Raw genomic sequence first — 19,569 nt, 5'->3', positions numbered from 1 at the left:
TGGAGCGGTCGCGCATGCCCGCCTGTCCGTGTGCGCGGTAGCGGCCTGCCCAGCGCCTGGCGGTGCTCACGCTGGTCTGGAAGCGGTCGGCGGCGCGTCGGAGCGGCCAGCCGTCATCGACCACGCAGCGGGCCAAGGCCAGGCGCCCGGCGGGTGTGAGGCGGGCGTTGGCGTGGGTAGTGTGAGCCACGGAGGGCCTCCTGACCTTCTACGGGTGTTGATCTTCGACAATCCACACCTATGTCGGAGGCCCTCTCTTGCTGTCAAATCGCCGCCGGGCTGTACCTAACCTCTGTGATCAGTACACCTAGAGGTCGATCCCGAAGGTGATCTCCAGCGCCTCTTCGACCATCTCCCCGAGGTCGCCTTCGGCAACGGCCTCGGCGAACTCGCCCACATCCTCGAAGTCGGGGTCCATGTCGTCCTCCTTTGGGGGGTTGGCGCGTCGATCATATGGGCCCCACCAAGCGCACCAGACTACATCCGCCCCTCCCTCGGAACCCCGCCCCGCCCCCGGGCCCCCACCCGATCGCCGGTGCACCGTCCAGCCCTGGTCGGCCCCGTCAAGGCCGCCGCCTTCGGACACATCGGAGCACACCGGAGCACACCGGACGGTGACCACCGCGCCGCCGCCCGCCGGGCACCGGACTAGGCCGGAAGCGGTCGGGCGTCGACGATGCGCTTCATCACGAGAGTGGAGTTGAGCCGCTGCACCCCGGGGAGAGCGGCGAGCCTGTCGTCCTCCAGCCGCTGGTATGCCGACAGGTCTTCGGTGAGCACGCGCAGCAGGTAGTCGGGGTCGCCGAACAGGCGCTGGGCCTGTACGACCTCCGGCATGCCCGCGACGGCCTCCTCGAAGCCCAAGAGGGTGTCGCGGTCCTCCTGGCGCATGGTGACGAAGACGAGCGCCTCGAACCTCAGCCCCACGGCGTCCGCGTCGACCACGGCGCGGTACCCGACGATCGTGCCGCTGCGTTCGAGCTCCCTGAGCCGACGGTGACACGGGGAGACGCTCAGCCCCACCCGCGCCGCCAATTCCGTGATCGTCTGCCGCCCGTCCTGCTGGAGCTCGACAAGGATTCTCCGGTCAATGGCGTCCATGAGGGAAATTCTTCCATTTTGTGCCGATGATTGGGCAAGAAAGAACAACACCTTCGTCCGATTCGGCGGTAATTTCCTGGTGACTCGTCCTCGCCATCAGGGAGAGCCGTTCCATGGACCTCGGTATGATCGCCGCGTTCTGGGTGACCGCGGCCCTTCTGATCGTCGTTCCCGGCGCCGATTGGGCCTTCGTCCTCGGCACCGCGGTCAAGGGAGGCTTCGTCGTCCCGGCGGTGGGCGGCCTCGCCTTGGGCTACGCGTGCACGACCGCCGTCGTGGCCGCCGGAGTGGGCGCACTCGTCGTCGGCTCGCCGGCCCTCCTGGCCGCACTCACCCTCGCGGGAGGGGCCTACCTGACGTGGATCGGAGCGATGGCCGTCGCCCGGACCGACGGCCCGCCGACACCCACCGCCGCCGCGATCCCCGCGACGACCGGCTGGAGAACCCTCTCCAAGGGCGTCGGCGTGAGCGGCCTCAACCCCAAGGGCCTGCTGATCCTCTTCGCCCTGCTCCCGCAGTTCACCACCCGCGAGGACGGCTGGCCCATGCCGGCCCAGATCGGCGTACTCGGCCTGACCTTCACGATCAGTTGCGCGATCTTCTACCTCGCTCTGGGAACCTGGGCGCGGTCCATCCTCCACACCCGCCCGGCCGCCGCCCACACGATCGCCCGCCTCGCCGGCGCGGCCATGTTCCTCATCGGACTGACACTGGTGATCGAGCACCTGGTCCGATGACTTCGCCCGGCCGCCGAGAACACCGGCACGGCGCCGCACGCCCGACCGCCCTGAACAGTGGGCCGGACCGGGGTGGGGTGGGGCGGGGCCACCGAGTTCGGGGATGAGGGACGGGCTCCTGGGCCCGGCGGCCGTCGTCGTGGCCGCCGGGCCCAGGAGCCCGGCACCGGGACCGGGACCGGGCCGTAACCGCCCTATTCGCCGGCCCGCGAGGCGACGCGTTCGATCGCCTCGACGGCGACCCCGGGCTCGTCGACGTGGATGTAGTGCCCGCTGTTGTAGGCGATGCTCAGCTCGCTCCTGCCGGACACCTCCAGCCACTCCCGCTGGCCCTTGGTCCAGTCCTCCTCCAGGCCCGGGCCGTACTCGGGGACCTCCTCGAGGTAGCGCCGACCGTGCTGGATCACCTGAACGGGGATGTCGCCGGCGGAGCGGACGTCTCCGTCGGTGAAGACGAGCTGCTCCGGGTTCTCCCCAGCGAAGATGGCGAGGGTCTGGGCGCGCAACTCGCCCGCCGGGCCGGTGGCGTCCTCGGGGATCCGGTTCTCCAGGTCGGCGACCGCGGTCGGCGAGGTGGAGTCCAGCAGGACCAGGCCCTGCACCCTGTCCTGGTGGTCGGGGGCGTATCTGGCGGCGATCAGCCCGCCCATGGAATGCCCGGCCAACACGACCGGGTCGTCCCCGACGACCTGGTCGAGCACCCCGGTCAGCGTCTCGCCGACGCCGTCGAAGTCCTGGGGACCCTCCGGCCGGTCGCTGCCGCCCGCGCCGAGCCGGTCGTAGGAGCAGACGCGGCTGTCGGCGCTCAGCGTCTGCTGGAGGTCGGCCATCGTGGTCAGGTCGTCGCCCCCGCCGTGCAGCAGGACGATGACCGGCTCGCCGTCCTCGGCCTCGCCGGAGCAGGAGACGTTCACCGTGCTGCCGTCGACATCGATCTTCTCTGTGCCGGATACCCCGTCCTCGGAAGGCGCCGGGGCGTCCGTGGCGGAGGGCGATTGCGGCCGCTGCTCACCGGCCTCCGAACTTCCGACGAGCCCGGCGCCGACCACGGCGCAAGCCAGTGCGGCCACGATGCTCGCCTTGCTCGTGGGGTTCATGAAGGCCTCCAATGCAACGAAAAGGGGGGGACGAATCCGGGTCACGGGGGGATGTGACAGGCGCTCGAAGCAGCACTGCATCCAGCCCTGAACGCTACGGATCCGGCGCCCGCGTGTCGTCACCCTGCTGGGGACACTCACGCGTAGCTCGCTGGGGGGACGAGCACCGAAGAGGGACGCACACCGTGGGGGCGAACTCGGGAGGGGCCGAGCCCCGAGAAGTTCGACCGGATCCCGTCCACCGCGCGACACCTCGGCCCACCGGTCTTCACCGGGCCCGCCCTTTCTTCGTCCGGGCGCCCGTGCGTGCCTTCGCACGGGCACCGGTGCGACCCTTCGTATGGGTGCCGACGCGGCTACCGGCGTCGGCGGTGGCGCACAGAAGGTCGGCGAGGGACCGGATATCGGCGGTGTCGGCGGCGATATCGTCGGCGGTCGCGGTGATGACGGCCAGGAGCGTGTGCCGTTCCCGCCGGAGCCGGTCTACCTGGCGCTCCAGGGCGGCGATGCGGGCATCGCGCGGGTCATACCGGTCCGGTGGTGCGGAGCGGGTCGCATCCCCCACGTTCGTCGGGCGCCCCTCCTCGCGTGTCTCGGCGGTACGTCCGGAGCGTGTCCCGTCGCGACGGGCTTTGGCGGCGATCAAGGCGATGGGGTGGATGACGGTCATACGGCGTCCTTCCGGGTGGCTTGCCGCAACGGTCGCCGCATCACCACCGGTCGTGCACCGGATATGGGGGACCGCACGCCCGGATCGAGGCAGTCCGAGTTACGGCCGTTCATCCGCAGAGGTTCCGGACCCTTCAACAGGACCGAAACATGTGGATCGCTGCCGGCTCAGCCGATGTGGGGTGACGATGGGTCCGTCGGATATTGCGTTACGCGGAGTCGCATCGACCGGTCCATGTGCAGTTCGGCGACCTCGGCCTTCGGGATCCACCGGACTTCGCGGGACTCGTCGCTCGGGGTCGGCTCACCCGCGATGGGACGGCCTTCCAGCACGATGGAGAACTCCTGTCGGGCTTCGCCGTCACTCGTATAGAAGATGATGTGCCGGGGGTCGGTGTACATCCCGGCGAACCCCCGTGATCTCGCCCTCGATCCCGGTTTCCTCGCGGGTCTCGCGCACCGCGGCTTGCGGGACGGACTCGCCGAGGTCCACCGCTCCGCCCGGTACCGCCCAGTTGCCGTTGTCCGAGCGGCGGATCATCAGCATCTCGTCACGCTCGTTGACCACGATCACGTTCACGGACGGGACGAGGCTGTTCGCCGGTGGCGCCTGCGGGTCGTCGTAGTAGTCGATCCGCCGTGCCATGGCCCCTCTCTCAATCGAGCGGCGTGGCCTGTTCCCACACCTGCTCGAAGCTCTCGACGTAGGTGTTCACCATCCCACCGCCCGCGATCCTGCGCAGATGGAACACGGGCGCATGGCGAACCGTCACGGTTGCCGCACCCATCGCTACACCTGAGGCCCTCAAACGACTCAAGGCGCCTACCCCTTCGGGTAAACGCCCTGGCCAGATGTGCGCACTCGGGAGGATTCGAACCCCCAACCTTCTGATCCGTAGTCAGATGCTCTATCCATTGAGCTACGAGTGCAGGTTTTCGGTTGTGGCCTCCGGTGGATGTGATCCCCCTGGAGACGTGTACGACTCTACCACGGGGATCGGAGGGGTTTCACCGGATTACGGGTGGCCCCCGGTGGGGTGGGGGCGTGGTGGGTGGGGGTGTCGGCGGGTTGGTGGCCGGGCTCCCTTGAGGGTGGCTGCGGGGTGGGAGCCCGGCCGGTGGGTCGGTGGGGTCAGGTGGCGGATTCCTTGACGGCCTCGGTCCAGATGGCGGTGGCCGCGTCGATCTGGTCGGCGGTGACGATGAGCGGCGGGATCATCCGGACGACGTTGCCGTGCGGGCCGCAGGTGAGCAGGAGCAGGCCCTTGTCGGACGCCGCCTTGTGGGCGCGCGCGGCCGTCTCGGGGTCGGGGGAGCCGTCGGCGGCGGTGAACTCGCTGGCGACCATCAGCCCGAGCCCGCGCACGTCGCCGATCCCAGGGTGGGCGTCGGCGACCTCGCGCAGCCCTGCGGTGAGGCGTTCGCCCATGCGGGCCGCGTTGTCGACGAGCCCCTCCTCCTGGATGACGTCGAGGGTGGCCAGCGCCGCCGCGCAGGACACGGCGTTGCCGCCGTAGGTGCCGCCCTGGGATCCCGGCCACGCCTTCTCCATGAGGGCGTGCGGCGCGGCGATCGCCGACAGCGGGAACCCGCTGGCGAGCCCCTTCGCGGTGATCACGATGTCGGGCCGGACGCCCGAGTGGTCGTGGCCCCAGAAGCGCCCGGTGCGGCCGAAGCCGGTCTGCACCTCGTCGGCGACGAGCAGGATCCCGTGCTGGTCGGCGCGCTCGCGCAGCCCCCTCATGAAGGGGGCCGGCACCGGCACGTACCCGCCCTCGCCCAGGACGGGTTCGATGAAGATCGCCGCGGTGTCCTTGGGGGAGCTGACGGTGGCCAGGAGGTAGTCGAGTTCGCGCAGCGCATAGGCCGTGGCCTCGTCCTCGCTCAGCCCGAGCCGGTAGGCATAGGGGAACGGGGAGACGGCGACACCGGGCATCAGGGGGCCGATCCCCGCGCGGATCTTCACGCCCGATGTGGTGAGGGAGGCGGCGGCCATGGTCCGGCCGTGGAACGAGCCCTGGAAGACGATGGCGTTCTGCCGGCCGGTGGCCTGCCGCGCCAGGCGCAGCGCGGCCTCGACCGCCTCGCTGCCGGAGTTGACGTAGAAGAGCCGGTCGATCCCCTCGGGCAGCACGGTACCGAGGCGCTCGGTCAGCTCCAGCAGCGGCCGGTGCATGACGGTCGTGTACTGCCCGTGGATGAGCGTGCCGACCTGGCGCTGGGCGGCCTCGACCACGCGCGGGTGGCAGTGGCCGGTGCTGGTGACGCCGATCCCGGCGGTGAAGTCGAGGTACCGGCGGTCGTCCTCGTCGTAGATGTAGACGCCTTCGCCCCGCGCGGCCAGGACCGGGGTGGCCTGCTTCAGGACGGGGGACAGCTCGGCCGACTGCTCAGCCATGCTCAACCTCATTCCGTATTCCGTGATGCCGGGTATTTCCGTAGGATTGTTGACAATCGACAGCGCTATGGAATCATCCGCGGTGGAGCGGTGTCCAGGTCCAGCACTACCCCGCATGGCGCCGGGCACCCGCCCGCAGGGGAAGAGGATCATCGGCACTGGTTACGCGGAGCCGCAGGCGGGAAGGCGTAATCCCGCGTGGGGTGCGTTCCCGTGGGCTCCACGAAGGCGCAGGCAGCGTCGGGAACACGAACCGGAAGGGGATGCACAGCTATGACCGTCGCAGACCGGGAGGCACTGGTCGTCGAGCGTGTTTCCAAAGGGCTCCTGATCGGGGGCCAGTGGCGCGATGCCAAGGCCGGCGGGACGTTCAAGGTCGAGGACCCCTCGACCGGTTCGGTCCTGTGCGAGGTGGCCGACGCCGGCGTCGACGACGCCTTCGACGCCCTCGACGCCGCTGCCGCCGCGCAGTCCTCGTGGCAGCGCACGGCGCCGCGGGAGCGCGGGGAGGTGCTGCGCCGGGGCTACGAACTGCTCATGGAGCGCCAGGACGACCTCGCGCTGCTCATGACGCTGGAGATGGGCAAGCCGCTCCCCGAGGCCAAGGGCGAGATCGCCTACGCGGCGGAGTTCTTCCGCTGGTTCTCCGAGGAGGCCGTCCGCATCGAGGGCGGGTTCTCCATCGCGCCCAACGGGCAGGCGCGCTTCTTGATCATGCGCCAGGCGGTCGGCCCGTGCATGCTCATCACCCCGTGGAACTTCCCCATGGCCATGGGCACCCGCAAGATCGGGCCGGCCATCGCCGCCGGCTGCACCATGGTGCTCAAGCCCGCCCAGCAGACCCCGCTGTCCGCTCTGGCGCTGGCCGACATCCTCCGCGAGGCCGGACTCCCCGAAGGCGTCCTCAGCGTGCTCCCCACCACCGACCCCGGCGGGGTCACCGAGCCGCTGCTCCGCGACGGCCGCATCCGCAAGGTCTCGTTCACCGGCTCCACCCCCGTCGGCCGCAAGCTGCTGGAGCAGAGCGCCGGGCAGGTGCTGCGCACCTCCATGGAGCTGGGTGGCAACGCCCCGTTCTTGGTGTTCGACGACGCCGACCTCGACGCCGCCGTCGAGGGCGCCATGCAGGCGAAGATGCGCAACATCGGAGAGGCGTGCACCGCCGCCAACCGGCTCTACGTCCAGTCGGGAATCGCCCCCGAGTTCGCCCGCCGGCTCAGCGAGCGCATGGGCGCCCTGAAGCTGGGCCGCGGCACCGAGGAAGGCGTCCAGGTCGGGCCGCTGATCGATGCCAAGGCGCTGGCGAAGGTGCAGAGCCTGGTCGACGACGCGGTGGGCCGCGGCGCCAAGATCGCGGTCGGCGGCGGCCCCGGCGACGGCGACGGGTACTTCTACCGGCCCACCGTGCTCACCGATGTCCCGCAGGAGGCGGAGCTGACCTCCACCGAGATCTTCGGCCCCGTTGCGCCGATCGTCACCTTCGACGACGAGCAGGAGGCCATCGCCGACGCCAACGACACCGAATTCGGCCTGGTGAGCTACGTGTTCACGCAGGACCTCGGGCGCGCGTTCCGGGTCTCGGAGGCGCTGGAGACGGGCATGGTCGGGCTGAACCAGGGGATCGTGTCCAACCCCGCCGCCCCGTTCGGCGGGGTGAAGCACTCCGGCCTGGGCCGCGAGGGCGGGCGCGTGGGCATCGACGAGTTCCTGGAGACCAAGTACGTCGGTATCGGCGGCGTCTGATCCGTGCGCCGTCCGTGTCGCCCGTCCCGCACGCAGCGCTGCGGGTCGGGCGACACGGGCCGCCGGCCCCGTGCGCGCTCAGCGGTCCGAAGATCCGCCCGTCGTGCGTGACCGCGGCCGTGACGTATCCGGTCGCGCCGGTCGCGCCGGTCGGGCTGTGCGGCGCCCGGCCGTGGGCCCTGCTGTGCGGGCCGACGGTGCGGGGCGCTCCGCCCAGACGCTGCTCAGGCCGCGCCCAGGCCGCGCCCAGGCGGCGCCGAGGCCGCGCCCAGGCCGCTCACGTCGGCCTCCCGATCCCGTAGACCGCGTGGACCGGCTCAGCGGTTCCCGGCCGCGAGGCGGTCGAGTTCCTCCTGTGCCCGGCGCAGCAGCTCCCGTGCGTGCCGGAGGCCGGCCGCCGCCTCGTCGGCCGGCGCGCCCTCCTCCGGAGCCCGTTCGTCCTGCTGCCGCGCCTCCGGCGGCGACTCCGCCCCCGCGGTCCCCGCCCCGGCGGTCCCGTCCGCCGCGGCTCCCTCCTCGTCCGCCGGCCCCGCGAGAAGGGACCGGTGCGGCTGGATGCGGACCTGCTCGGCGGTCTCGTCGGCCTCGATGTCGAAGACCACGCGGTCGGACCGGTGCCAGCTCTCGAACCACTCCAGCGGGGCGCCGTGCTGGTCGAAGGTGCTCCCCTCCAGCAGCAGCAGTGGCGACCCCGGGGCCACGCCGAGCTCGGCGGCGATGGCCGCGTCCGCCGGCACGGCGCGGATCTGCCGCCGCCCGCTGATCGGGTGCGCGCCGAAGCGCGACTCCAGCAGCCGGTGCAGCGAGGCGTCGGTGAGCATCTCGGCCGTCAGCCCCGGCACGCGGTCGGCGGGCAGCCATGTGCGCACGTACGACAGCGGGGCCTCGTCGACCGAGCGGAGCCGCTCCAGCCGCAGGACGGAGCGCGTCCCCAGGTGGCGGGCGACGCGTGAGGGGGCCGTGGCCGGTTCGAGGCGCGCCACGCTCGTGCCGAGGCTCAGCCCGCTGTGCGAGAACTGGTCGAAGAGCCCCGTGACGCGCTGGACGAGCCGCCGGTGCTCGACCCCGCTGGCGGCCACGGGGGCGCGCCCGGGGTCGCGCCGCACGACCCCCTCGTCCTCCAGGGTCGACAGCGCCTGGCGGATGACGCTGCGCGATACGCCGAACCGCTCCCGCAGCGCGGCCTCGCTCGGCAGTGTGTCGCCCGGTGCGATCGCGCGGTCCCGGATCTCCGCGCGCAGGGTCGCGGCGATCTGCGCGTAGAGCGGGCGTGGGTCGGACCGGTCGACGGGCATGGTGGGGATTCTAGGACCTGTTCCGGCCGTGGCCGAGGGGCCGCCGCGGCGCACACGGGCGGCCCCGGGAGGGCACCGGGTGATCAGGACGCACGCGCGGTCTCCCAGACGTGGTTCCAGCCCGGCGCGAGGTCCGCCGCCCGCTGGATGGCGAGAACGAGGCTGGCCTCGCGCGCGATGCCCTTGCCCGCGATGTCGAAGGCGGTCCCGTGGTCGACCGAGACGCGCACGACCGGCAGCCCCACGGTGATGTTCACGCCGTCGTCGCCGTACACGGCCTTGAACGGGGCGTGCCCCTGGTCGTGGTAGCAGACGATGACCAGCTTCCACTTGCCGCGCACCGCCGCCGGGATCAGGGCGTCGGCCGGCAGCGGGCCCGAGGCGTTGATCCCCGCGGCGCGGGCGCGCTTCACCGCGGGCTCCAGCACGTCGGCGTCCTCGTCGCCGAAGATCCGGTTCTCACCCGCGTGCGGGTTCAGCCCGGCCACCCCGATCGGCTCGTCGGGCCGGCCCAGGGCGGTGGCGAAGGCGCCGACCAGGCGGAGCACGTCGTCGGTGCGCTCGGGGGTGACGAGCCCGATCGCGTCGGCCAGCGACACGTGCGTGGTCAGGTGGAAGAAGTAGAGGTCGCCGGCCGACAGCACGAGGCTGAAGTTGGTCACGCCGAACTCGTGGGCGAGCAGCTCGGTGTGCCCGGGCCAGGGGTGGCCGCCCAGGTGCATCGCGGCCTTGTTGAGGGGCGGGGTGACGATGCCGTCGATGAGCCCGCGGCGCGCCAGGTCGCAGGCCGCCATGACGAACCGGGCGGCGCCGTCGCCGGCTTCGGCGCTGAGCTCCCCGGTCGCCACGTGGCCGAGGGAGGGGCCCACCTGTACGACCGGGATGCGCTCCGGGTCGTCGCCGGCCTGCTCGGGGGAGTCCACGACCTCGACCCGCCCGGGGTCGCCGCCGGCCAGCCGGACGCCCGCGCGCAGCGCGTCGGCGTCGCCGATGACGACCGGCCGGCAGATCTCGCGCAGTCCGGGGTGGTTCAGCAGCGACTTGGCGGTGATCTCGGGGCCGATGCCCGCGACGTCGCCGAGGGTGATGGCGAGGGTGGGACGGCTCATGGGTGCTGCCTCCTGTGTCGGACGGCCGAGGCGGCCGTGAGTAGTGCATCGGGGTCGCCGAAACCGCCGGCCTTGGTGATGATGAGGGTGTCGCGGAGGGGCCCGCCGGAGAGCGTGCCGATGGGGATGCCGGCGGCGATCTCGCCGATGAGGACGATGCCGTTGGCGCCTAGGGCGTCGACGACCGCGCGGGCGCCGTCGCCGCCGGTCACCACGAGCCCGGCCACCGGGTGGCGCCCGGCCAGCCCGGCGGCGAGCTCGCCGAAGCGGCGGGCGACCAGGGCGGGGTCGAGTCCGCGGTCGCGGTCCTCGGGGGCGACGAGCACGATCGTGCCGCGGTCGGCTCCGAAGCGCTCCTCCAGCCCCCCGCACCACGACTTCCAGGCGGCGTCGTCGGCGACGGCCTCGGCCGTGGGCCGTTCGATGGCGCCGGGGTCCTCCGCGGCGATGCGCTCGACCTGGCCGCGCGTCGCGGCGTGCAGCGAGGTGACGACGACCAGGGCGGGTGCCGGGCTCTCCTGGGCGGCCCAGGCGCCGGCCATGGGCCCGGCCAGGCCGGCGGAGCCCACGGGGACGGCGTCGGCGCCGAGGAGCGCCACGGCCGCGGCGATCCGTTCGAGGTCGGCGCCGGTCTCGGCGTCGGCGACGGCGATGGGGCCCGCCGCGGCGAGTTGCCGGGCGTGGGCGGCGGTGTCGTCTCCGGCCAGCCGGACGTGGACGCCGCCGAGCAGGGTGGGGATGTGGCTTTCGCGGACCGGGGTGACCGGGTCGGACCCGACGGGGGTCAGGTGCGCCTCGACCCCGTCGACCAGCAGGACGCCGTCGCGGACGGTGCGCCCGGCCTCGGGGAAGGCCGGGCAGACGACGACGGTGGCACCCGGCGACCAGGCGGAGCTCGCGGCCTCGATCTCGGCGAGGATCGGCCCGCGCAGGGTGGAGTCGACCTTCTTGTAGAGGTGGCGGGCGCCGGCCGCGCGCAGCCGCCGCACCTCGCCGGCGACGGCGGCCGCCGCGTCGGCCGGGGCGAGGGCGCGGGAGTCGGTGGTCACGGCGACGACGTCGGCCCCCGCGGGGGCGCTGCCGAGCTGGAGCTCGGTGGTCCATCCGGCGCGCAGGAACCGCACGGCGGTGTCGTTGGCGCCCGTCAGGTCGTCGGCCACAAGGGCGATCGTGGGGGTCATGGCTGTGCCTCCTCGGCTTGCGCCGCTTCTGCTGCTTCGTCGCGGGCGGGGTCCGCACCGCTGCGCTTGAGTGCCCATGACGCCATGAGTGGCGCGAGCAGGGCGGTGACCAGGACACACGCGGCGATCTGCGGGGTGGCCGCGGCGGCGTAGGCCTGGAACGACGGGTCGGCCGCCACGACGACGGCCGGGGTGGCGATGGCGTTGCCCGATGTGGTGCCGGCCGCGAAGCCGATGCCGCTCTCCGCGCCGCGGCGCAGCAGCAGCCGGTAGCCCAGGTAGACGAGGCCGCCGGTGAGCGGCGTGATGAGGACGCCCAGCACGATGCCGGTGAGGCCGCCGGAGGCGACCTCGCCCAGGTCGATCCCGGCGCCCAGCGCGAACGAGAAGAACGGGATGACGATGTTGGGGACCGGGGCGAGGGTCTCGCGCCACTGGGCGTCGAGGTTGCCGACGATCACGCCGAGGACGAACGGCACGAGCGCGGCGATGAACGCGACGACCGGGATCTGCCCCAGGCCCGAGGCGCCGAGGAAGAGCAGGGTGAAGAAGGGGCCGTCGTTGACCGCGCCGGCGATGTAGGCGCCGCGGTCGCGGGCGCGCCCGTACTGACCGGTGATGGCCAGCCACAGGCCGCCGTTGGAGTTGGTGACGGCGGAGAGCAGCGCCAGGATCGAGACGCCCAGGATGCCCTCGGGGCCGGTGACGGCGCCGAGGCCGATGATCAGCACCCCGGGGATCAGGCTCTTGCCGAGGAGCACCACGCCGGTGGTGGCCAGGACGGGCCCGCCGGTGCGCATGGTGACCTGGGTGCCGGTCGCGAAGATCAGCAGGGCGATCAGCGGCAGCGCGCCGTCCTTGAACAGGGCCGTGGTGAAGCCGCCGATGTCGAGGGCGGCGGGGGCGAACGTACCGATGACCGAGCCCAGTACCAGGGGGATCAGCATCAGCCCGCCGGGAACTCGGGTCATGGTCCGGAACATGGGGACCAGGGCGGCGGCGCGGTCCTGCACGGCTTCTCCTCTCCCGCTCCGGGGAGCGTGCGCCGGCTCCTGGGGCGGCCGATTGGCGGATGTTCTGTACGTACAGAGTGTACGTACAATTCGCGGCGAGGAGAAGGCGGGACCTCGGGGCGGCCGGCCCGCCGGCGGACCGGATCGAGGCGCGGTCGGTGCGCCGCCGCGCGGCCGCCGCGGCGGCCTGCCCCATGCCCGCCCGCTGGCGGCGCCGCGATTGCCCGCCCGGGCCGGCGGCCGGCCCCGGGCGGCGTGCCGTGCGCGTGGCGGCGCCCGTTCCCCGGGCGGCGGTGGCGGGCGGCCGGCGGGCTTCCGGGCGGAGCCGGCGCCGATCGCGTCGGTCCCGCGAGTCGCCCGGATTCCGGTGGCGGACCCGCCGCCGTCCCGGGGCTCGCGTCGTTTCGCGGGCGCCGCCTGGAGCGCCCGCCGACGGCCCGTCGCGGGCCGGGGCGAGCCGGCGGGCTGGCGGCATCGCGGGTGCGGATGCTACGCATTGACCTGTAGAAATCGCGATGTGTGATCAGACTTTCACCGAAAGGAATGATTCGTGCGTTCTCTGCTGGCCGTGGCCGCCGCGACCGCCTCATGCGCCGTTGCCCTCGCCGGAGCCGTCCCCGCGGGTGCCGCCGATGACGACCGGGGGGTCGTGGTGGTCGACGGGTCCGGGACCGCCTACCGCTACCACTCCGAGGAGATCACGACCGTCGTCGAGGATCCGGTGTCCGGCGACTGCCGAGCCGTCGCCGGGGAACTGACAGCGGCGGAGCGGCGCGCGATCAGCCGTCTGCTGCCGGAGACCGACGTTCCCGTGCTGCTCAGCGAGGCGGACTGCGCGTCGCTGGAATCGGGGGAGGCCGTCGAACGCCTGGAGGTCGTGTCCTTCGGCGGCGAGCCCGCCCTCCGGACCGATCAGGCGCCGGGTACCGCCGGCGGCTGAGCGCGGCCGGCGCCCTGCCCGCGCGGCCGTGCCCGCGCGGCGCGATCCCCTCCGCGCCGCACGGCCCGGAGACGAGAAGAAGCCCGCCGCATCCTCAATGGGATGCGGCGGGCATCGTGGTCGCGCGGACGGCCGGCCCCCTGCCCGGCGGCCCGCCGCTCACCCGCTGACCGCGCGGGAGCGCCCCGTTCCGGGCTCTCCCTGGTGGTAGATGCGGTCGACCGTTTCGAGCATGTGGGACTCGATGAGGTGCAGCAGGAGTTCCTCCTCGCCGTCGGTGATCGCGTCGAGCAGCTTCTGGTGCTCGTCCACCAGCTCACCCGGTTCCGGATAGGCGTCCTGCATGACCGTCAGGCACATGCGGGTCTCGACCAGGAGCGTCTGGGCCATGCGCTCCAGCCGGTGGTTGCCCGAGCAGCTCACCAGGGTCTGGTGGAAGACCTGGTCGGCATCGCTCATCGCCACGCGGTCGCGGGTGGCCGCGGCGTCGACCAGGCCGCCGAGCGCGGCGGTCAGCCGGGCGACGGCCTCGCCGCGGTTGCCGCGCATGATCAGCTCGCAGGCGGTGCGCTCGACCGCCAGGCGCGCCACATAGATGTCGCGCACGTCCTCGGGCGCGAGTTCGCGGACGAACAGCCCGCGGTGCCGCTCGCTGCGCAGCAGCCCTTCCTGCACGAGCCGCTGCATGGCCTCGCGCAGCGGGCCGCGGCTCACACCGAGCTGGCCGGCGAGGTCGGTCTCGCCGAGCTGGTCTCCGGGCGCCAGCGTGCCGTACATGATCGCCGACCGCAGCTGGTCGGCGATGAGGGCGGCGGTGGACCGCCGCGGGACCGGTTGGAGTCGACCTGAGGTGTTCATGACATCCGCGTTCCTCTCCGTTGGTGTCCGATCGTGCGTGTCGGTACCGGCGGCAATGGCCACGGCCGTCCGGGCCGTGGCCATTGCCTTCGCTGTCGGGCGGTGGTCCTTCACCCCTCTGCGGCGACCGCCATGGCGGCGCCCGAGCGGAAAAGGGTGCCCAATCCTTCTCTCGGCCCGGTGGCGCCCGCCAGCCGCAGGCCCTCCCAGACGCTCACCTGGTTGGCGGTGAGCACCGTGGTGCCGAGCCGCTCCTCCAGGGTGTCCAGGATGCCCGAGCTGTGGAGCGCCGTGTCCGGGACGAGAACGGCCTCGGCGTCGGGGTGGTTCCCCGCGGCGACGAACTCCAGCACGTCGTCGGCGCCGAGCGTGCCGACCTCGGCCGCGGTGACGATGCCGCGCCCCGCCCACCGCACGACCTCGATCCCGGCGAAGCCGAGGAACCCGACGAAGCGGGCCGCGACGTCCTCGGGGTAGGTGGCGGCGATCGCGACCTTGCTCAGGCCCAGGTGGCGCAGAGCGTTGACGAACGCGAACGAGGTGCTGGAAGCCGGCACCCCGGCCACCTCGCGCACCCCCGCGACCTGTTCGCGGGCGCCCTCCCAGCCGAAGACGAAGCTCCCGCTGGTGCAGGCCCAGACGACGGAGTCGACACCGAGGGCGGTCAGCTCCCGGACCCCGTCGGCGAGCACATCGGGTCCGCCCACGTCCAGAAGGGCGTCCACGCGGTGGGCGTCCTCGCGCATGAGGGTGTGCACCAGGCGCAGGGTCACATCGGGACCCAGCAGCCGCTGGAACTCGGGGTAGTCGTCCTCGGCGCTGTACCCGGGGTACAGGAAACCGGCGGTGGGCATGGAACGGATCACCTTCTCTCTGGTCGCTCTCTCGTGGCCGTCCGGGAGCGCCCGAACGGGCGCCGCCCCCGGCCGGGCCCCCGTGGAACCGGCCGGGCGGGCGGTGCGGAAGTCAGGCGGCCGTGCGGCGCGCCGTGGCGTCGACCAGGTACTGGCCGTGCGCGATGGGTTCGCGCCCCATGGCCTGGAGCGCGGCCCACATCGTGACCTGGTTGGCGGCGATCACGGGCTTGCCGAGCGTCCGCTCCAGCGGCGCGATGATGTCGTAGGTCAGGACGTTGGTACAGCTGATGAACACGGCCTGGGCGTCGGGCCGGTCGGCCTCGCGGACCGCCTGCACCACCTCGGTGTAGGCGACCTTCCAGATGTGGCCGAGCAGCCCAAGGCCGACGCTGGACGTGGTCTCGATCCCGTGCTCGCCGAGGAACCCCAGCAGCCGGTCGGTCACGCTGTCGACGTAGGGGGTGACCACCGCGATCCGGCGCGCGTCGATCGCTTCGAGCGCCTGGATCAGGGCCCCTGAGGTGGTGACCGCCTCGGGCGCGCCGGCGTCGAGGATGCTCTGCCGCAGCCGCCGCTCGCCGGCCGCGCCGTGCACGAAGCTGCCCGACGCGCACTGGTAGCCCACGACCAGCGGCTCGGGCGCGAGCAGATCGCGCGTGGCGCGGGCGACGTTGTCGCCGTCGCTCAGCGCCGACGCCTGGTCCACGGTCACCGGGACCGGGACGAACGGCAGCCGGGTGACGTACAGCGAGACGTCGTCGGGCGCCCACCGCCACAGTTCGCGGTCGAGTGCGAAGTCGTAGGGCGCGACGATGCCCACACCGGACTGCCACGGGGTCTCGGAGAGGGCCGGGATCTCGACGATGCCCGTTGCCTGGTCCCGCTCGATGACCTGTTCGTCCTGCTCATCACGGTGGCCCTGGTCGCCACCGCCCGCCGTGTCGCCGGCGAATCGGTCGGTTCGCATTGGTCACTCACCTCCTTCTCTTCGTGTTCACGTTGCGGATGACCTCGAAGGTCCGTTCGTGGTGACCGCTACCCCTCCAGCCGCCGGTACACGAGGCGCTCGCCGACGCCTCCGGAGCGCCAGACGTCGTTGCACGCCTCGGCCATGCGGTCCAGGCCGTCGACGATGGTGGCGTAGACGTTGCCGGGGACCCAGCCGACGTCGCCGTTGAGCAGCAGGTTGTTGCGGCCGTAGAAGATGGCCAGGTCGATGACGCCGGGCAGGTGGTCGATGCCCTTCTCCTCCTTGAACCGGCGGTCGAGCATGCCGCCGTTGAAGGAGAAGTAGACGACGTCGCCGGGGATCGGGGTGACCGTGGGGTTCTCCTGCCCCGGCTCCTCGGCCGCGAAGCGCGGCACCATCGCGTAGACCTCGTTGCGGGCGTACTTGGCGTGGTAGATCTCGCCGCCCTGGGGCAGCGCGTCCCAGACCACGTCACAGGTGCGCGGAGCGTCCTTGTCGAGGAGCTCGGCCGTGCACGAGACGCCGCGCTTCTCCAGGCTGATGGTCATATACCTGGGCATCGTCGGATCGGCCCTTTCGTTGTCGGGCTGTCACATTTTTCGCCGCACCGGATCGGTGAAGAGTCCCTCTCCTCGAACCGGGCGCCAACGCGGGAGAGGACGACGGATCGACCCCGGCCGCGGCATCGCCGCGGATTGTCGACAATCATACGATCGTGACGCCGAATGGATCAATGGTTGCGCCCCCGCGCCGGTCGGCGGAAGGGTGTGACGTCCGGCGGGGTCGTGTCCCGCCCGTTTCCGCGCGGTGATCCGCCCGGAAACGACCCGGTCGGAGCCCGTATGTCGCGGACGTCGATTGTTGACAATCATACGAAGGCTCCCTAGCGTTTCAAGGGCTTCGGGACGTCCGATGCCACCGGCCATCCGGTCGCGGGCGGAGCGAGCGCCGACGACCCCGTCGCCACCCACGACGCGAACCGGGAGCCGCCTCAGTGAGCCACGGAAACCCGCCCCGCCTGGTCGTCCTGTACGGCGACGACCTCCCGCCGGGCCACGAGGCCATCGACTCCGACCCCCGCCTGGGCGGCGTCGACTACGTGACCGCCGACCGCCTCGCCGAGGCCCTGCCCGGCGCGCAGGCGCTCTTCGTCTGGGACCTCTTCTCCGAGGCCGTGACCGCGGCCTGGCCCAAGGCCGACTCCCTGCGCTGGATCCACGCCGCGACAGCGGGGGTCGACAACCTCATGTTCCCGGGGCTCGTCGAGAGCGACGTGGTGGTCACCAACTCCCGCGGCGTCTTCGACCAGCCCATGGCCGAATATGTACTGGGCCTCGTCCTGTCCTTTGCCAAGGACCTCGCCTTCAGCCGCGACCTCCAGCGCGACCGGGTCTGGCGGCACCGCGAGACCGAGCGCGTGGGCGGCCGGCACGCCCTCGTCATCGGCACCGGGCCCATCGGCCGCGCCATCGCCCGCCAGCTCCGCGCGGTCGGCATGACGGTCGAGGGCGCCGGGCGCACCGCCCGCGCCGGCGACCCCGACTTCGGCACCGTCGTCGCCTCGGCCTTCGACACCGGCGGCCCCGACCTCGACACCGCGCTGCCGCGCGCCGACTACGTCGTCCTCGCCGCGCCCTACACCCCGGCCACCCGCGACCTCATCGGCACCCGCGCCCTGGGCCGCATGCGCCCCACCGCCCGGCTCATCAACGTCGCCCGCGGCCGGATCATCGTCGAGGACGAACTCGTCGACGCGCTGCGCGACGGCGCGATCGCCGGAGCGGCCCTGGACGTCTTCGCGGACGAACCGCTCCCCGGCTCGTCGCCCCTGTGGGACCTGCCCGGCGTGCTCGTCTCCCCGCACATGTCGGGCGACGTCGTGGGCTGGCGCGGGGAGCTGGTCGACCTGTTCGCCGACAACCTGGACCGCTTCCTCGACGGGCGCGACCCGCGCAACATCGTCGACAAGCGGCGGGGCTACGTGTCCGGGCCCTGACCCGACGCGAAGACCCGCCGCCGAGTCCCCAGGCACGAGAAGAACGGAAGGACCGAGCACGACATGTCGACGAAGCACGAGGGCCTGGACCGGCTGGGCGAGGGCCCGGGCGGCGCACCGCACTCGCCCGCGGCCCTGTCGGCGACCGAGCTGCTGGCCGCCTACGCCGACGGCTCGCTCTCCCCGGTCGAGGCGACCGACGCCGTCCTCGCCCGCATCGAGGAGAAGAACGGCGAGCTGAACGCGTTCTGCCAGGTCCATCCGGACGAGGCCCGGGCGGCGGCGCGCGCCTCGGAGGAACGGTGGCGGCGCGGCGAACCCCAGGGGCGGCTCGACGGCGTCCCCGCCTCCATCAAGGACCTCATGCTCGTCCGCGGCTGGCCCACGCTGCGCGGATCGGCCACCGCCGACCCCGACCAGGTCGCCGAGGAGGACTCGCCCGCCGTCGCCCGGCTGCGCGAGAACGGAGCGGTGCTCGTCGGCAAGACGACCACCCCCGAGATCGCCTGGAAGGGCGTCACCGACAGCCCGCTGACCGGCGTCACGCGCAACCCCTGGGACCCCTCCACCACCCCCGGCGGCTCCAGCGGCGGCGCGGCCGCCGCCGTGGCCACCGGCATGGCCCCCCTGGCCACGGGCACCGACGGCGGCGGGTCGGTCCGCATCCCGGCGAGCTTCACCGGGATCTTCGCGCTCAAGCCCACATGGGGGCTGGTCCCGCACTTCCCGGCCAGCGCCTTCGGCAGCCTCGCGCACAGCGGTCCCATGACACGGACCGTCGCCGACGCCGCCCTGATGCTCGACGTCATGGCCCGCCCCGACCCGCGCGACTGGGCCGCGCTCCCGTCGCCGCAGGGCTCCTCCTTCACCGAGGGGCTGGAGCGCCCCATGAACGGGCTGCGCATCGCCTACAGCCCCACGCTGGGCGGGATCGAGGTGCACCCCGAGGTGGCCCGGCTCGTCGCCGAGGCCGTCACCGCGTTCGAGGAGTCGGGCGCGCACGTGGAGGAGGCCGACCCGCCGCTGGGCGACTGCCTCGACGACTTCCACGTGCTGTGGTTCAGCGGTGCCGCCAAGGCCACCGAGAGCATCGACGGCCCCGAGCGCCGGCTGATCGACCCCGGCCTCCAGGAGATCATCGCCGAAGGGCTCACCTACTCGGCCAACGACTACCTCACCGCCATGGCCACCCGGATGGCCATGGGAGAGCGCATGGGCCGCTTCCACACCGACTACGACCTGCTGCTCACCCCGACCATGCCGCTGCCGGCGTTCGAGGCCGGGCGCGAGGTCCCGCCGGGGTCGACCGCGCGCCGGTGGACCGATTGGGCCGGGTTCAGCTACCCGTTCAACATGACGCAGCAGCCGGCGGCCAGCGTGCCGTGCGGGTTCACCACCAGCGGGCTTCCGGTGGGGTTGCAGATCGTGGGGCCGCGCCACTCCGACGCCCTCGTCCTGGCCGCGAGCCGCGCCTTCGAAGAGGCCCGCCCGTGGGGCCACATCTGGCCCTGAGCCGTCGCGCGGCGCAACGGCGCCGCCCCCGGCACCGCCCGCCGCGACCTGCGGGGCGCCCCGATCCGGGGCGCCCGGCGGCGCCCGCTGCGG

The 19,569-nt window shown here is 72.7% G+C and carries 18 protein-coding genes, 1 tRNA gene and 1 pseudogene; 5 read left to right on the top strand and 15 right to left on the bottom strand.

Translation table 11 applies throughout. The features are described 5' to 3' along the window. Both ACFO4E_RS18025 and ACFO4E_RS18020 read right to left on the bottom strand, forming a co-directional pair. Positions 1 to 190: helix-turn-helix domain-containing protein (locus ACFO4E_RS18025; RefSeq protein WP_378573794.1), on the bottom strand; the 190-nt coding region annotated here is incomplete at its 3' end. Between the two features lie 458 nt (positions 191 to 648). Further along, entirely contained in the window at positions 649 to 1,101 is a 453-nt protein-coding gene (locus ACFO4E_RS18020) for an Lrp/AsnC family transcriptional regulator (protein ID WP_378576299.1), read from the bottom strand. 113 nt (positions 1,102 to 1,214) lie between these two features. Here ACFO4E_RS18020 and ACFO4E_RS18015 point away from each other — a divergent pair, with 113 nt between their 5' ends. After that, positions 1,215 to 1,838, top strand: a complete 624-nt coding sequence (locus ACFO4E_RS18015; protein WP_378576297.1) for a LysE family translocator — start codon at positions 1,215 to 1,217, stop codon at positions 1,836 to 1,838. Between the two features lie 194 nt (positions 1,839 to 2,032). On the opposite strand, the gene ACFO4E_RS18010 is transcribed toward ACFO4E_RS18015, so the two are convergent. The 5 genes and pseudogenes from ACFO4E_RS18010 to ACFO4E_RS17990 all read right to left on the bottom strand — a co-directional run bounded on the left by ACFO4E_RS18010 (position 2,033) and on the right by ACFO4E_RS17990 (position 6,002). Beyond that, positions 2,033 to 2,935 carry an alpha/beta fold hydrolase gene (locus tag ACFO4E_RS18010; RefSeq protein WP_378576295.1) on the bottom strand — a complete coding sequence of 301 codons (903 nt, stop codon included), beginning with the start codon at positions 2,933 to 2,935 and terminating at the stop codon, positions 2,033 to 2,035. A 268-nt stretch (positions 2,936 to 3,203) separates the two neighbouring features. After that, positions 3,204 to 3,605, bottom strand: a complete 402-nt coding sequence (locus ACFO4E_RS18005; protein WP_378576293.1) for a hypothetical protein — start codon at positions 3,603 to 3,605, stop codon at positions 3,204 to 3,206. 167 nt (positions 3,606 to 3,772) lie between these two features. Then, a pseudogene (locus tag ACFO4E_RS18000) lies at positions 3,773 to 4,250 on the bottom strand (NUDIX hydrolase). A 211-nt stretch (positions 4,251 to 4,461) separates the two neighbouring features. After that, positions 4,462 to 4,534 (bottom strand) — tRNA-Arg (locus ACFO4E_RS17995). A 202-nt stretch (positions 4,535 to 4,736) separates the two neighbouring features. After that, on the bottom strand, positions 4,737 to 6,002 hold the full coding sequence (locus ACFO4E_RS17990; RefSeq protein ID WP_378576291.1) for an aspartate aminotransferase family protein: 1,266 nt from the start codon (positions 6,000 to 6,002) through the stop codon (positions 4,737 to 4,739). Between the two features lie 273 nt (positions 6,003 to 6,275). On the opposite strand from ACFO4E_RS17990, the gene ACFO4E_RS17985 reads away from it, so the two are divergent. Continuing rightward, positions 6,276 to 7,745 carry an NAD-dependent succinate-semialdehyde dehydrogenase gene (locus ACFO4E_RS17985; protein WP_378576289.1) on the top strand — a complete coding sequence of 490 codons (1,470 nt, stop codon included), beginning with the start codon at positions 6,276 to 6,278 and terminating at the stop codon, positions 7,743 to 7,745. A gap of 317 nt (positions 7,746 to 8,062) precedes the next feature. On the opposite strand, the gene ACFO4E_RS17980 is transcribed toward ACFO4E_RS17985, so the two are convergent. From ACFO4E_RS17980 to ACFO4E_RS17965, 4 genes are all read right to left on the bottom strand, one after another. Further along, positions 8,063 to 9,040, bottom strand: a complete 978-nt coding sequence (locus ACFO4E_RS17980) for a GntR family transcriptional regulator (protein ID WP_378576287.1) — start codon at positions 9,038 to 9,040, stop codon at positions 8,063 to 8,065. Positions 9,041 to 9,123: 83 nt separating this feature from the next. Next, positions 9,124 to 10,149: a 4-hydroxythreonine-4-phosphate dehydrogenase PdxA gene (gene pdxA / locus ACFO4E_RS17975; protein ID WP_378576285.1), complete on the bottom strand. Its 1,026-nt coding sequence runs from the start codon at positions 10,147 to 10,149 to the stop codon at positions 9,124 to 9,126. Beyond that, positions 10,146 to 11,330: a four-carbon acid sugar kinase family protein gene (locus ACFO4E_RS17970; protein ID WP_378576283.1), complete on the bottom strand. Its 1,185-nt coding sequence runs from the start codon at positions 11,328 to 11,330 to the stop codon at positions 10,146 to 10,148. Before ACFO4E_RS17970 ends, pdxA begins: the two co-directional genes overlap by 4 nt. Next, positions 11,327 to 12,313, bottom strand: coding sequence for a 2-keto-3-deoxygluconate permease (locus ACFO4E_RS17965; protein ID WP_378576310.1), 987 nt, complete (start codon positions 12,311 to 12,313; stop codon positions 11,327 to 11,329). The genes ACFO4E_RS17970 and ACFO4E_RS17965 overlap by 4 nt, the downstream gene beginning before the upstream one ends. Positions 12,314 to 12,893: 580 nt before the next feature. Between ACFO4E_RS17965 and ACFO4E_RS17960 the strand changes: the two genes are divergently transcribed. After that, positions 12,894 to 13,283 (top strand): hypothetical protein, encoded by a 390-nt coding sequence (locus tag ACFO4E_RS17960; protein ID WP_378576282.1) that lies wholly within the window; start codon positions 12,894 to 12,896, stop codon positions 13,281 to 13,283. A gap of 159 nt (positions 13,284 to 13,442) precedes the next feature. On the opposite strand, the gene ACFO4E_RS17955 is transcribed toward ACFO4E_RS17960, so the two are convergent. The 4 genes from ACFO4E_RS17955 to ACFO4E_RS17940 all read right to left on the bottom strand — a co-directional run bounded on the left by ACFO4E_RS17955 (position 13,443) and on the right by ACFO4E_RS17940 (position 16,516). Beyond that, a complete protein-coding gene (locus tag ACFO4E_RS17955; protein WP_378576280.1) occupies positions 13,443 to 14,141 on the bottom strand; it encodes a GntR family transcriptional regulator in 699 nt (232 codons plus the stop codon). A gap of 110 nt (positions 14,142 to 14,251) precedes the next feature. Beyond that, positions 14,252 to 14,995, bottom strand: a complete 744-nt coding sequence (locus ACFO4E_RS17950; RefSeq protein WP_378576278.1) for a maleate cis-trans isomerase family protein — start codon at positions 14,993 to 14,995, stop codon at positions 14,252 to 14,254. A 112-nt stretch (positions 14,996 to 15,107) separates the two neighbouring features. Continuing rightward, the gene (locus ACFO4E_RS17945) at positions 15,108 to 15,965 is read right to left on the bottom strand and encodes a maleate cis-trans isomerase family protein (RefSeq protein ID WP_378576277.1); all 858 of its coding nucleotides are present in this window, start codon (positions 15,963 to 15,965) and stop codon (positions 15,108 to 15,110) included. A 68-nt stretch (positions 15,966 to 16,033) separates the two neighbouring features. Further along, on the bottom strand, positions 16,034 to 16,516 hold the full coding sequence (locus tag ACFO4E_RS17940) for a DUF3830 family protein (protein ID WP_378535478.1): 483 nt from the start codon (positions 16,514 to 16,516) through the stop codon (positions 16,034 to 16,036). A 446-nt stretch (positions 16,517 to 16,962) separates the two neighbouring features. Here ACFO4E_RS17940 and ACFO4E_RS17935 point away from each other — a divergent pair, with 446 nt between their 5' ends. Together ACFO4E_RS17935 and ACFO4E_RS17930 are read left to right on the top strand one after the other, a co-directional pair. Next, positions 16,963 to 17,964: a D-2-hydroxyacid dehydrogenase gene (locus ACFO4E_RS17935; protein WP_378576275.1), complete on the top strand. Its 1,002-nt coding sequence runs from the start codon at positions 16,963 to 16,965 to the stop codon at positions 17,962 to 17,964. Between the two features lie 63 nt (positions 17,965 to 18,027). Beyond that, positions 18,028 to 19,476: an amidase gene (locus ACFO4E_RS17930; protein WP_378576274.1), complete on the top strand. Its 1,449-nt coding sequence runs from the start codon at positions 18,028 to 18,030 to the stop codon at positions 19,474 to 19,476. Positions 19,477 to 19,569 lie beyond the last annotated feature (93 nt).

This window comes from Nocardiopsis mangrovi (assembly GCF_042653925.1).
Classification (GTDB): Bacteria; Actinomycetota; Actinomycetes; order Streptosporangiales; family Streptosporangiaceae; genus Nocardiopsis_B; species Nocardiopsis_B mangrovi.
The sequence above is the reverse complement of the archived record's forward strand: the minus strand, read 5'-3'. Positions and strand labels throughout refer to the sequence as shown.